A 13,117-nucleotide genomic window follows, 5' to 3' on the forward strand; every position below is an offset into this window, starting at 1 on the left:
TTGTCGACAAATAAAATACAAGCTGCTATACCCATCATCGAGAGAGGGGGAGGGTTCGTGCATCGTGCCGACCGCCTCGTCGCCAGAACCGCCCAAAGGAGATCGACATGAAGGCCAAGATTTTTTCCGGTGTCATTCCCGCCCTGATGACCCCCTGCAAGGACGACCGCTCGCCGGACTTCGACGCGCTGGTCCGCAAGGGCAAGGAGCTTATCGCCAAGGGCATGTCCGCCGTCGTCTATTGCGGCTCCATGGGTGACTGGCCGCTTCTGACGGACGAACAGCGCATGGAAGGCGTCGAACGCCTCGTCAAGGCCGGCATCCCGGTCATCGTCGGCACCGGCGCCGTCAACACCGCTTCGGCCGTCGCCCACGCCGCCCACGCCCAGAAGGTCGGCGCGCAGGGCCTCATGGTCATCCCTCGCGTCCTGTCCCGCGGCTCCGTCGTCGCCGCCCAGAAGAACCACTTCAAGGCGATCCTGTCGGCTGCCCCGGACCTGCCGGCCGTCATCTACAACAGCCCCTATTACGGCTTCGCCACCCGCGCCGACCTGTTCTTCGCCCTGCGCCAGGACCACAAGAACCTCGTCGGCTTCAAGGAATTCGGCGGCGCCGCCGACATGCGCTATGCCGCGGAAAACATCACCAGCCGCGACGATGACGTCTCGCTGATGATCGGCGTCGACACCTGCGTCTTCACCGGCTTCGTCGATTGCGGCGCCGTCGGCGCGATCACCGGCATCGGCTGCGTGCTGCCGAAGGAAGTGCTGCACATGTGCGCCCTCGCACGGGCTGCCGCCGCCGGCGACCCGGATGCCCGCGCCCGCGCGCTGGAACTGGAATCGGCGCTTGCCGTCCTCTCGTCCTTCGACGAAGGCCCGGACCTCGTTCTCTACTTCAAGCACATGATGGTTCTGAAGGGCGACAAGGAATACACGCTGCACTTCAACGAAACCGACGCCCTCTCCGACAGCCAGCGCGGCTATGTCGAATCCCAGCTCAAGCTGTTCGACACCTGGTATGCCGAATGGAGCAAGCTGCCGGGCGCCGTGCAGAAGTACAAGGCCTGAGCTTCAGGTTCCTCCCAATGAGAAAAGCCCTCCGCAAGGAGGGCCTTTTTTGTTTCCTGAGAGAGTGCCGCCCTTTTCCTCCGTCATATTCGGCCATGAGGCCGGGAGGATGACAGCGGGTGGAGCGCGGCAGGGCCGGAAAGCGAAAAGGCCCTCCTTTCGGAGGGCCTTTCTCTTGTGCGTGGCGAGAGGGCGGCGCGCGGTCAGGAGACCGCGTCGAGGCCCTTGTCCAGCAGGCGGTCGAGCTGCTCCATCTCGGCGGCGGTCAGCGTGACCCCGGCCGTCTCGGAGGTCTTGCGGGCGACGAAACGGCGCTGGGAGGGAAGGCGTGCGCCCTGGCCGACGATGGCTTCGAAGAGGGTTTCGGCGCGGGCGAAGGGATCGCCCGGGCGGCCCTTGGCGAAGGCTTCCGGCGACATGGCGATGATGAGTTCGCCGTGGAACGGCGCGAGCGTCGTGGTGCCGAGATAGTCGAGCACTTCAGGGCTGGTCAGGTCGCCGATCATGATGCCGGCCAGAAGCTCGATCATCGTGCCGATGGCCGAGCCCTTGTGGCCGCCGAAGGGCAGCATGGCGCCGGCGAGCGCGGCTTCCGGGTCGGTGGTCGGGTTGCCTTCGGCGTCGATCGCCCAGCCTTCCGGAAGCTGCTTGCCGGCACGGCGGTGCAGCTCGATCTCGCCGCGGGCGGCGACGGAGGTGGCGAAGTCGAAGACGTAAGGGCTGCCGTTCGGGCGCGGCCAGCCGAAGGCGAAGGGGTTGGTGCCGAGCAGCGGCTTGTTGCCGCCGGTAGGCGCGACGGTGGCATAGCTCGGGCACATGACGAGACCGGCAAGGCCTTCATTGGTCACGGCCTCGACTTCCGGCCAGAGCGCGGAGAAATGGGTGCAGTCGTTGATGACGAGCGCGGCGATGCCGAGTTTTCGCGCACGTTCGGCGAGCACGGGAACGCCAAGCTCGAAGGCCGGGTTGGCGAAGCCGCCTTTGGCATTGACCTTGACGATGGCCGAGCCTTCGTTGCTGTCGAGTTCCGGCACGGCGTCGGCCTTGACCTTGCCGGCCTTGACGGTGCGCAGCGCGCCCTCGATGCGGTAGATGCCGTGCGACTTGCAGGCGTCCCGCTCGCCGGCGACGATGACGCGGGCAAGCGCGCCGGCCTGCACGCCGTTGAGGCCAGCCTTCAGGAAGATGGCTTCGACGCGCTCGTGCAGCGCGGCAATCGACAAGGTGGTGGTTTGCGTCATCTTTCGTCTCTTCAGGCTGGTGCCGACCCATGCAGGTTGGCGATTGAACATTTGCATACATAGAGTATACAAGATTTCGACAAGTGCAATTCGCCGCGCCGACTCCTATATCGGGCCAGCATCATTCCGCAAGAAAGGTACGTCAAATGGCTTTCACCCCCAACGGTAAACATCTCGTCGCCGGGCAATGGCTCGATGGCAACGGCACCTTCACCTCCTCGCCGGCCCATGGCCCGGCGCATGCCTTCGCCGTCGGCACGGTGGAACTGGTGAACCGCGCCGCGGAAGCCGCGGAAGAAGCCTTCCTCAGCTACGGTTATTCCTCGCGTGCGACCCGCGCCGCCTTCCTGCGCGCCATCGCCGACGAGATCGAGGCCCGCGCGGACGCCATCACCGAGATCGGCACGCAGGAAACCGGCCTGCCGGTCGCGCGCCTTCAGGGCGAGCGCGGCCGCACGACCGGCCAGCTCCGCCTCTTCGCCGACCATGTCGAGAAGGGCGAATATCTCGACCGCCGCTTCGACGCGGCCCTGCCGGAGCGCCAGCCGCTGCCGCGCCAGGAAATCCGCCTGATCCAGCGGCCGATCGGCCCGGTCGCCGTCTTCGGCGCGTCCAACTTCCCGCTCGCCTTCTCCACGGCCGGCGGTGACACCGCCGCCGCGCTCGCCGCCGGCTGCCCGGTCGTCGTCAAGGGGCACTCGGCCCATCCCGGCACGGGCGAGATCGTCGCCGAAGCCGTGCTTGCCGCCATCGAGAAGACCGGCGTGCATCCGGGCGTCTTCTCGCTCATCCAGGGCGGCAATCGCCAGGTCGGCGAGGCCGTCGTGCAGCATCCGCTGATCAAGGCCGTCGGCTTCACCGGGTCGCTGGCCGGTGGCCGCGCGCTCTTCAACCTCTGCGCCGCCCGTCCCGAGCCGATCCCGTTCTTCGGCGAACTCGGCTCGGTCAACCCGATGTTCCTGCTGCCGGAAGCCGTGAAGGCCCGTGCGGAAGGTCTCGGCCAGGGCTGGGCAGGCTCGCTCACCATGGGCGCCGGCCAGTTCTGCACCAATCCGGGCATCGCCATCGTGGCCGACGGCCCGGATGCCGACCGCTTCACGGCCGCCGCCGTCGAAGCCCTCGGCAAGGTCGGCGCGCAGACCATGCTGACGGACGGCATCGCCAAGGCCTATCACGACGGTCAGGCGCGCTTCGAAAGCCGCAACACGGTCAAGCCGCTGTTCACCACGCAATCCGCCGGCCGCGACGCGCTGCCGAACCTCTTCGAGATCTCGGGCGAACAGTTCCTCGCCGACCATGCGCTCTCGGAGGAAGTCTTCGGCCCGCTCGGCCTCGTCGTGCGCGTCGGCTCGGTCGATGAGATGGAGCGGCTTGCCCGCAACTTCGAAGGCCAGCTCACGGCGACCATCCACATGGATGCCGGCGACCTCGAAGACGCCAAGCGCCTGCGCCCGGTCCTCGAGCGCAAGGCCGGCCGCGTGCTGGTCAACGGCTTCCCGACCGGCGTCGAAGTCGTGGATTCCATGGTGCATGGCGGCCCGTATCCGGCCTCGACGAATTTCGGCGCGACGAGCGTCGGCACGATGTCGATCCGCCGCTTCCTGCGCCCGGTTTCCTACCAGAACATGCCGGAAGGCCTGCTGCCGGAAGATTTCCTCAACTGATTCAATCCGCTGATTTTCCAGCGGGCCGGGCTTCCCAGGGGAGGCCCGGCCCATTTATTTTATCGATCAGGGATATACTTTTTGTATATTTCTTGTATTTTGAAAATCGGGTTTACGCTCCGGCGCAGGACGGACCTCCGCCCGCGTGAACTGCCAGATCAATCCAGGGAGAGAGAGAAATGAAGAAGACCTCGGTCCTCGCCTTCGGCCTCGTTGCCGCCACCGCCCTCACCAGCCCGGCCAAGGCCGACAAGCTGGACGACATCATCTCGTCCGGCACGCTGCGCTGCGCCGTCGTTCTCGACTTCCCGCCGATGGGCGCGCGCGACGAGAACAACAACCCGATCGGCTTCGACGTCGACTATTGCAACGACCTCGCCAAGGCGCTCGGCGTCACGGCCGAAATCGTCGAAACGCCCTTCCCGGAACGTATCCCGGCCCTGATGTCCGGCCGCGTCGACGTCGGCGTCGCCTCGACCTCCGACACGCTGGAACGCGCCAAGACGGTCGGCATGTCGATCCCCTACTTCGCCTTCGAAATGGCCGTCACGGCCAATGACAAGTCGGGCATCAAGTCCTTCGAGGACATGAAGGGCAAGACGGTTGGCGCCACCGCCGGCACGTTCGAGGCCATCGCGCTCGAAAAGACGATGAAGGAATTCGGCGCCGGTGAATTCCGTCCGTACCAGACCCAGGCCGACGTCTTCCTGGCGCTGAGCCAGGGCCAGATCGACGCCACGGTTTCCACCTCGACCGTCGCCCAGGCCACCGTCAAGAGCGGCAAGTTCCCCGGCATCTCCGTCGTCGGCAAGGCGCCCTACGACATCGACTATGTCGCGCTCTTCACCAACCGCGAAGAATACGGCCTGATCAACTACCTGAACCTGTTCGTCAACCAGCAGGTCCGCACCGGCCGCTACAAGGAACTCTACGAGAAGTGGGTCGGTGGCGAGCTTCCGTCGCTTTCGGTCGACGGCGTTTATCGCTAATCTGCCGTCTTGAAGGCGGCGCGGGAGTCTCTTCCGCGCCGCTGATCGTTTCCGAGGGGTGAGACGGCAATGTTCAGTTATTCCTTCCATTGGAACCAGGCCTTCAAGGCCCTGCCACAGATGCTCGAGGGCGCGCTCGTCACGCTGCAGATCGCGATCCTCTCCATGGCCATCGGCCTGGTGGTCGCCCTGGCGCTGACGCTCTTCCGCATGTCCGGCAACCGCATTCTCAATGGCTTCGCCACCGCCTGGGTCGAGATCGCGCGCAACACGCCGGCCCTCTTCCAGATCTACATGGCCCATTTCGGCCTCGGCAATTTCGGCATCCACCTCAGCCCCTACACGGCGCTTCTGGTCGGTATCGCCTTCAACAATGCCGGCTACCTTGCGGAGAACTTCCGCGGCGCGCTGAAAGCGATCCCGGAGACGCAGACCCGCGCCGGCCGCTCGCTCGGCATGACCTCGCTACAGGCCTTCCGCTATATCGTGCTACCGCAGATGCTGCGCGTCGCCTTCCTGCCGGCCACCAACCAGATGGTCTGGGCGATCCTGATGACCTCGCTCGGCGTCACCGTCGGCATGAACACGGACCTCGCCGGCATCACCCAGGAACTGAACGCCCGTTCGTTCCGCACCTTCGAATTCTTCGCGCTCGCGGCGATCATCTACTACCTGATCGCCAAGGCCGTGACGCTGGCGGCGCGCCTCGCCGCCACGCGCATGTTCCGCTACTGAGAGGGGTAAGCCATGTTCGATACCGCTCTCACCATGGCCGATCTCGGCTTCCTCGCGCAGGGCGCGGCCATGACGCTTGCCGTCACCGCCGTCTCCGTCATCGCGGGCACCGTGCTCGGCGTCATCTTCGGCGTCATCCGCAATCAGGCCGGCACCTACTGGTCGCTGCCGCTGACCTTCCTGCTCGATATCTTCCGCTCCGTGCCGCTGCTCATCCAGCTCGTGCTCGGCAATGCGCTGCAATCGATCCTCAAGCTCGGCTGGGCACCCTTCACCACCTCCTGCGTGGTGCTGTCGCTCTATACGGCGGCCTATTGCACGGAAATCGTACGCGGCGGCATCGCCTCCGTTCCGCCGACCACGCGCCGCGCGGCCCGCTCGCTCGGTATGACCTGGTGGCAGGACATGCGCTACATCGTGGCCCCGCTCGCCACCCGTGTCTCGCTGCCCGCCTGGATCGGCCTGACGCTCGGCGTCATGAAGGACTCCGCCCTCGTGCTCTGGCTCGGCCTCATCGAGCTTCTGCGCGCCTCGCAGATTCTCGTCACGCGCCTTCAGGAACCGCTGTTCATCCTGCTGATCTGCGGCGCCATCTACTTCATCATCAGCTTCCCCATCGCCCGGCTCGGCGGTTACCTCGAAAGACGGTGGTCCAATGATTGAGATCGAAAACGTCCGCAAATCCTTCGGCTCGCTCGAAGTCCTCAAGGGGATCAACCTTACCGTCCAGAAGGGCGAGGTGTTGACCATCATCGGCGGCTCCGGCTCGGGCAAGTCGACGCTGCTGACCTGCATCAACGGTCTGGAGACCATCGACGCCGGTCGCATCGTCGTCGACGGCACCGATGTTCACGCCAAGGGCACCGACCTCAACAAGCTGCGCCGCAAGCTCGGCATCGTGTTCCAGCAGTTCAACGCCTTCCCGCACCTCACCGTGCTGGAAAACGTCATGCTGGCCCCGGTCAAGGTGCTCGGCCAGTCCAAGGCCGAAGCCGAGGCGATGGCCGTCAAGCAGCTCACCCATGTCGGCCTCGGCGACAAGCTCAAGGTCTATCCGAGCCGCATGTCCGGCGGCCAGCAGCAGCGCATGGCGATCGCCCGCGCGCTCGCCATGTCGCCGGCCTATATGCTGTTCGACGAAGTGACCTCGGCGCTCGATCCGCAGCTCGTCGGCGAAGTGCTCGACACGCTGCGCATGCTGGCTTCCGAGGGCATGACGATGATCTGCGTCACGCACGAAATGAAGTTCGCCCGCGAAGTCTCCGATCGCGTCGCCTTCTTCCACAAGGGCGTGATGGCCGAGATCGCTCCGCCGGAGGAACTCTTCGGCGCGCCCAAGAATCCGGAATTGCAGGCGTTCCTCGCCGCTACCCACTGAGGCAAAAATGCAGACTGAAATCGAGCCCGGCGTCGTCGTCATCGGCGCCGGCGTGGTCGGCCTTTCCGCCGCCATCGCCGCGCAGGCCCGGGGCCTTGCCGTCACCGTCCTCGAACGGGAGGAGCCGGCGGCCGGCGCTTCGGCCGGAAATGCCGGGGCGTTCGCCTTCACCGACATCCTGCCGCTCGCCTCGCCCGGCATTCTGAAGAAAGCGCCGAAATGGCTGCTCGACCCGCTCGGGCCGCTCTCCGTGCCGCCGTCCTATGCCTTGCAGATCGCGCCGTGGATGTTCCGTTTCTGGCGCGCCTGCTCGGCCGCCCGTGTCGCCCATTCCACCACCGCGCAGACCGCGCTGATGGACCTTTCCAAGGCCGAGCTGGAGCCGTTCCTGGCCGAGACCGGCACGCTCTCCATGCTGCGCAAGGAAGGCAATCTGCAGGTCTATGAAAGCCAGGCCGAGCTGAACGCCTCGCTGCCCGGCTGGAAGGCGCGCGCGGAGCACGGCATCGAATTCCGCCATATGGGCGCGGACGAGATGGCGGCGATCCAGCCCGGCCTTGCGCCGCGCTTCACCCATGGCACCTTCACGCCCGGCTGGTATTCCATCGCCGACCCCAAGCTCTATACGCTGGCGCTGGCCGATCATTTCCGCGCCAGGGGCGGCAGGATCGAGCGCGCCGAGGTTTCCAGCCTGCACCCCGTCGAAGGCGGCGTGGAAATCCGCATCACGGACGGCAGGACGGTGAGGGCACGCAAGGTGGTGCTCGCCGCCGGCGCCTTCTCGCATCAGGTCGCCCGTTCGCTCGGCGAAACCATCCCGCTCGAAACCGAGCGCGGCTACAACACGACGCTGCCGGCCGACGCCTTCGACCTGCGCACGCAGGTCACTTTCGGCGGCCACGGCTTCGTCGTCACCCGGCTTTCGACCGGCATCCGCGTTGGCGGCGCGGTGGAGCTTGGCGGACTGAAGCTACCGCCGAACTTCCGCCGGTCGGAAGCCATGCTGGAAAAGGCGAGGCGCTTCCTGCCGGGCCTGAAGCCCGAGGGCGGCGTGCAGTGGATGGGCTTCCGCCCCTCGCTGCCGGACAGCCTGCCGGCCATCGGGCCCGCCCGCGCAACGCCGAATGCCGTCTACGCCTTCGGCCACGGCCATCTCGGCCTCACCCAGTCGGCCGGCACGGCCCGCCTTGTCGCCGACCTCCTCACCGATGGCAGGACGGCGATCGATATCGCCTCCTTCTCGCCGCAACGCTTCTAGGGATCGTTCCATGGCCAGCCTTTCCGCCCGCAGCATTCTTGCCAGAACAGCCTCCGGCCCGATCATCGCGGCAGGGGAGGCGCTGAGCTTCTGGGGCGGCGTCGATCCGGCGACGGGCCGGGTCATCGACGTGCATCACCCGCTGCACGGCAAGACGATCACCGGCGGCATCCTGATGATGCCGTCGAGCCGCGGTTCCTGCACCGGCTCCGGCGTGCTGCTCGACCTCGCGCTGACCGGTCGCGCGCCCGCCGCGCTGATCTTCAGCGAGGCCGAGGACGTGCTGACGCTCGGCGCGCTGATCGCCGCGGAAATGTTCGGCAAGTCCCTGCCGGTGCTGCGCCTGTCGCATGACGCCTTTGACGCGCTCTGTCGCGCCAAGACGGCCAGGATCGGCGAGACGAGCATCGAGGCGGACGGCCTCATCATCCCCGTCGCCCCGCCGGCCACCGCCGCGCTCGACCTTACCGAAGACGACCGCGCCATGCTGGATGGCCGCGACGGCGTCGCCGTGCAGCTTGCCTTGCGCATCACCGCCGCCATGGCCGCGCAGCAGGGCGCGACGAAGCTGGTCGACGTGGTGCAGGGCCATATCGACGGCTGCATCTATGCCAGCCCCGCCAATCTCACCTTCGCGGAGAAGATGGCCGACATGGGTGCGAAGGTGCGCGTGCCGACCACGATGAACGCCATTTCCGTCGACCGGGCGAACTGGGAAAAGCAGGGCGTACCGCACGATTTCGGCGATCCGGCCGCCCGCCTCGCCGATGCCTATGTGCGCATGGGCTGCCGCCCGACCTTCACCTGTTCGCCCTATCTCCTCGATAGCGCGCCAAAAACCGGCGAGGCCATCGCCTGGGCGGAATCCAACGCCGTGATCTTCGCCAATACCGTGCTCGGCGCGCGCACGGCCAAGCACCCCGATTTCCTCGATCTCTGCATCGCGCTCACCGGCCGCGCGCCGCTCTCGGGCGTCTATCTGGAGGAGCACCGCAAGGCAAAGCGCGTCATCGACGTCGCCCTGCCGAAAAATGTGGACGACGCCTTCTGGCCGCTCGTCGGCTATCTCGCCGGCCGCGCCGCGCCCGACCGCATCCCGCTGCTCACCGGCCTTGCCGCCGCCAAGCCGACGCGCGACGACCTGAAGGCCCTCTGCGCCGCCTTCGGCACCACCTCCGCCGCGCCGATGCTGCATATCGAGGGCGTGACGCCCGAGGCGGAGGGCGCGGCCGCCGCCGATGCCGACCGTGCCACCATCACCCGTGCCGACATGGTCGAGGTCTGGACGATGTTCAACGAGGGGCCGGAAGAGGTGGAGCTGGTCGCCATCGGCAGCCCGCACGCCTCGGCCTCCGAATGCCGGGCGCTCGCCGATGCCCTCGGCGAGCGCAAGCGGCATGCGGGCGTTTCCGTGATCGTCACGGCGGGCCGCGATGTCATGGCGGAGGCGGGCGACGTGCTCGCGCGCCTCAGGGCAAGCGGCGTCGAGGTCCTGCCGGATCTGTGCTGGTGCTCGATCTCCGAGCCGGTCTTCCCGCCGAAGACGCGCACGCTCATCACCAATTCCGGCAAATATGCCCATTACGGCCCGGGCCTTTCCGGCCGCACCGTGCGCTTCGGCAATCTTGCCGATTGCATCGAGGCCGCGCTGACCGGCCGCGTCCCGCCCCGCCTGCCGCCCTGGCTTGCCTGATCGGTTCAGCGGGAATTGCACGCATAGGATCGCGCACCGCGCTATCGCCGAACGCTTCAAGGCGTCGGCGTTGCCGGGCGGGAAATGTCATGGCTGTCGCTTAAGGGGAGGGATGGCGGACAGAGAGGGATTCGAACCCTCGATAGAGTTTCCCCTATACACGCGTTCCAGGCGTGCGCCTTCAACCACTCGGCCACCTGTCCGTCCGCTCGCTGCCGGTGGTCAGTCCGGCGCGGGTCGCTTTCCTGTTTCCATTCCGGCGAGACGGCGCGATATATACCGAGGTTTCGCGCAGGATCAACCGCTTTCTGACAGATTTTTGAAGGATATGCCGTATGGAGCGAAGGATTGCGCAAGGCCGGCCGTCTTCTTATCTATAGGCGGCAAGGAAGCGGGGCCGAAATCGGCCTCCAGGCGGCACCGGGAGGGTGCGATGATACGGTTCATCCTGAAGGCGATCAGTCTCTTCGCCCTCGTCGTGGCGGTCATGGCGGGCACGATCGATGCGATCCAGTCGGTCTCGGCCTCCGAGCCGGTGCTGACGCCGCTCGCTGTCGCCTGGAGCACGGCAAGTCCCGAGACGATCGCGCTCGTTGCCGACGGCATCATGCGCAAGTTCCCCTATGCCTGGGATCCGGCGGCGCTCTGGGTGCTGTCCCAGCCCGCCTTCGCGGTGCTGCTCGCCGTTTCGCTGTTCTTCTGGATGATCGCCTACAGGCGCCCGCCCGTCGCGGGCCGCTTCACCGCTTGAAACCAATCCCCGCGGGAGACCTGGATGTTCCTCATCGACATGTTCAACAAGAAGACCGTCATGCCGGCGCCGGAGGCCGCTCTGCCCGGCCGCGCCGAACCCATTGCGACCTCCGGGACGCATTTCGTCAACGGCAACCCGCTGAAGGGGCCCTATCCCGCGGGCTTCAAGTCTGTGCTGCTCGGCATGGGCTGCTTCTGGGGCGCCGAGCGGCTGCTGTGGAACATCCCGGGCGTATGGGTGACGGCATCCGGCTATTCCGGCGGCTTCACGCCGAACCCGACCTATCACGAGACGACGACGGGGCTGACGGGGCATACCGAAGTCGTGCTCGTCGTCTACGATCCCGCCACGGTCTCGCTGGAGACCCTGCTGAAGGCCTTCTTCGAGGCGCACGATCCGACGCAGGGCATGCGCCAGGGCAACGATATCGGCACCACCTATCGTTCGGCGATCTATCTGGACGACGAGGCGGACCTTCAGGTCGCCCGGCAGGCGCGCGATATCTATCAGGCCGCGCTCAAGGCGGCGGGGCGGACGGACCGCATCACCACCGAGATCGGCAAGGCCGGTCCGTTCTATTTCGCCGAGGACGCGCACCAGCAGTATCTCGCCAAGAATCCGGGCGGCTATTGCGGTCTGCGCGGCACGGGCGTTTCCTGCGCCATCGGCTGAACGGCCTTTGTTTTCAACAGGCTGGATCCGCCGCGAACGTGCTTCGTTCTCTTCGTCGGCGGCGGTTCCTATTTTTTACCAGCCGAAAAATTTCTGGTGAATTTTTCCCGGCGGCATGCAAGGATGCCGCCAGCCTGACCCAAGGGAAAGGGTCGGTGGCTCCGTCGCGCGCCTCAGCAGGCGCCGCGCGGAAGGTCCCTATAAGATCAATAGCGAACAGGGCTGCACAATGAAAAAAACCCTTCTCACCCTTCTTGCAACCGCTGCCATGTCGGCCAGCGCGCTTGCCGCCGACATCAAGCCGGCGATCATCTATGACCTCGGCGGCAAGTTCGACAAGTCGTTCAACGAAGCGGCCTATAACGGCGCGGAGAGGTTCAAGAAAGAAACCGGCATCGAATACCGCGACTTCGAAATCGCCAACGACGCGCAGCGCGAGCAGGCGCTCCGCCGCTTCGCCGGCGACGGCAACAACCCCATCGTGATGGCCGGCTTCTCCTGGTCCGCAGCGCTTGAGAAGGTCGCAGCGGAATATCCGGACACCAAGTTCGCCATCATCGACATGGTTCTCGACAAGCCGAACGTCCGCTCGGTCGTCTTCAAGGAAGAAGAAGGCGGCTGGCTCGCCGGCATTCTCGCCGGCATGGCCTCCAAGTCGAAGACGGTTTCCTTCGTCGGCGGCATGGATATCCCGCTGATCCACAAGTTCGCCTGCGGCTATATCGGCGGCGCCAAGTCCCTCGGCGCGGACTACAACGTGCTCGAAGCCTATACGGGCACGACGCCGGACGCCTGGAACGACCCGGTCAAGGGCGGCGAAATCGCCAAGTCGCAGTTCGACCAGGGTTCCGACGTGGTCTACCACGCGGCCGGCGGCACAGGTGTCGGCGTTCTCCAGGCTGCGGCTGACGCCGGCAAGCTGGGCATCGGCGTCGATTCCAACCAGAACGGCCTGCAGCCGGGCAAGGTGCTGACCTCGATGGTCAAGCGCGTGGACGTCGCCGTCTACGACGCCTTCATGTCGGCCAAGGACGACAAGTTCCAGCCGGGCGTCAACGTGCTCGGCCTCAAGGAAAACGGCGTCGACGTCGCGATGGACGAGAACAACGCCCCGCTCATCACCCCGGAAATGAAGGCCGCCATCGACAAGGCGCGCGCCGACATCATCTCCGGCACGGTGAAGGTCCACGACTACATGTCGGACGAGACCTGCCCCTACTAAGGGTATCGAACGGCCCGTCTGCGAAAGCAGGCGGGCCGATTCCGTCCTTGACGCTCAATAATGCGGGGGACGGGTAACGGCCGGGGCTTCCAGAGAGCCGGCTTCCAGCGTTAGGAACCGTTCCGTCAGCACATCGAGCTTTGCGCGAAGCTGCTCGACCACACGCCACTGTTCGGCGAGCTGGTCGGAAAGCTCCTCGATCGAATTGGCCTGATGGGCGACATGCTCCTCAAGGCGGGCGATGCGTTCGGCCTTGATATTGTCGTCGGTGCGGTCGGGCGTGGTCATGGCTTTCCTCTTGGCTCCGGGCCGGGTGGAGCGAGCTATACCGGCGTGGCGGCGCGCCCGCAATCGGACTGGACAAGTGCAGCGGAAGCAACAAGACTGCGGGCGGATAGGCCGGGAGAGCGGCCCTTCGACCCCAAATCCCCGTAAGAGTGG

The 13,117-nt window shown here is 66.0% G+C and carries 13 protein-coding genes and 1 tRNA gene; 11 read left to right on the forward strand and 3 right to left on the reverse strand.

From position 1 onward, the window contains the following. The first annotated feature begins 107 nt into the window (after positions 1-107). Complete coding sequence (locus K8M09_RS18880; protein ID WP_160787266.1) at positions 108-1,070, forward strand: dihydrodipicolinate synthase family protein; 963 nt, start codon at positions 108-110, stop codon at positions 1,068-1,070. A gap of 203 nt (positions 1,071-1,273) precedes the next feature. Here the strand turns inward: K8M09_RS18880 and K8M09_RS18885 are convergent, their stop codons facing one another. Then, entirely contained in the window at positions 1,274-2,311 is a 1,038-nt protein-coding gene (locus K8M09_RS18885; protein ID WP_160787267.1) for an Ldh family oxidoreductase, read from the reverse strand. Positions 2,312-2,457: 146 nt separating this feature from the next. On the opposite strand from K8M09_RS18885, the gene K8M09_RS18890 reads away from it, so the two are divergent. The 7 genes from K8M09_RS18890 (at position 2,458) to lhpI (ending at position 10,028) form a co-directional block, all read left to right on the forward strand. Continuing rightward, positions 2,458-3,975, forward strand: a complete 1,518-nt coding sequence (locus tag K8M09_RS18890) for an aldehyde dehydrogenase (NADP(+)) (protein WP_160787268.1) — start codon at positions 2,458-2,460, stop codon at positions 3,973-3,975. 179 nt (positions 3,976-4,154) lie between these two features. Then, entirely contained in the window at positions 4,155-4,964 is an 810-nt protein-coding gene (locus K8M09_RS18895; RefSeq protein WP_160787269.1) for an ABC transporter substrate-binding protein, read from the forward strand. 69 nt (positions 4,965-5,033) lie between these two features. Next, positions 5,034-5,699: an amino acid ABC transporter permease gene (locus K8M09_RS18900; protein ID WP_160787270.1), complete on the forward strand. Its 666-nt coding sequence runs from the start codon at positions 5,034-5,036 to the stop codon at positions 5,697-5,699. A 12-nt stretch (positions 5,700-5,711) separates the two neighbouring features. Further along, positions 5,712-6,362, forward strand: a complete 651-nt coding sequence (locus tag K8M09_RS18905) for an amino acid ABC transporter permease (protein ID WP_160787271.1) — start codon at positions 5,712-5,714, stop codon at positions 6,360-6,362. Next, the gene (locus K8M09_RS18910) at positions 6,355-7,077 is read left to right on the forward strand and encodes an amino acid ABC transporter ATP-binding protein (protein ID WP_160787272.1); all 723 of its coding nucleotides are present in this window, start codon (positions 6,355-6,357) and stop codon (positions 7,075-7,077) included. The genes K8M09_RS18905 and K8M09_RS18910 overlap by 8 nt, the downstream gene beginning before the upstream one ends. A 7-nt stretch (positions 7,078-7,084) precedes the next feature. Next, on the forward strand, positions 7,085-8,335 hold the full coding sequence (locus tag K8M09_RS18915; protein WP_160787273.1) for an NAD(P)/FAD-dependent oxidoreductase: 1,251 nt from the start codon (positions 7,085-7,087) through the stop codon (positions 8,333-8,335). 10 nt (positions 8,336-8,345) lie between these two features. Beyond that, complete coding sequence (lhpI, locus tag K8M09_RS18920) at positions 8,346-10,028, forward strand: cis-3-hydroxy-L-proline dehydratase (RefSeq protein WP_160787274.1); 1,683 nt, start codon at positions 8,346-8,348, stop codon at positions 10,026-10,028. A gap of 113 nt (positions 10,029-10,141) precedes the next feature. Here lhpI and K8M09_RS18925 read toward each other — a convergent pair. Continuing rightward, positions 10,142-10,231 (reverse strand) — tRNA-Ser (locus tag K8M09_RS18925). A gap of 233 nt (positions 10,232-10,464) precedes the next feature. On the opposite strand from K8M09_RS18925, the gene K8M09_RS18930 reads away from it, so the two are divergent. From K8M09_RS18930 to K8M09_RS18940, 3 genes are all read left to right on the forward strand, one after another. Further along, positions 10,465-10,779, forward strand: coding sequence for a hypothetical protein (locus K8M09_RS18930; RefSeq protein WP_160787346.1), 315 nt, complete (start codon positions 10,465-10,467; stop codon positions 10,777-10,779). A 24-nt stretch (positions 10,780-10,803) separates the two neighbouring features. Next, the gene (gene msrA / locus K8M09_RS18935) at positions 10,804-11,454 is read left to right on the forward strand and encodes a peptide-methionine (S)-S-oxide reductase MsrA (protein WP_160787275.1); all 651 of its coding nucleotides are present in this window, start codon (positions 10,804-10,806) and stop codon (positions 11,452-11,454) included. Between the two features lie 229 nt (positions 11,455-11,683). Then, positions 11,684-12,676: a BMP family lipoprotein gene (locus tag K8M09_RS18940; RefSeq protein ID WP_160787276.1), complete on the forward strand. Its 993-nt coding sequence runs from the start codon at positions 11,684-11,686 to the stop codon at positions 12,674-12,676. A gap of 54 nt (positions 12,677-12,730) precedes the next feature. Here K8M09_RS18940 and K8M09_RS18945 read toward each other — a convergent pair whose 3' ends face one another. Next, complete coding sequence (locus tag K8M09_RS18945; RefSeq protein ID WP_160787277.1) at positions 12,731-12,964, reverse strand: SlyX family protein; 234 nt, start codon at positions 12,962-12,964, stop codon at positions 12,731-12,733. Positions 12,965-13,117 lie beyond the last annotated feature (153 nt).

This window comes from Shinella zoogloeoides (assembly GCF_020883495.1).
GTDB classification, from domain to species: Bacteria; Pseudomonadota; Alphaproteobacteria; order Rhizobiales; family Rhizobiaceae; genus Shinella; species Shinella zoogloeoides.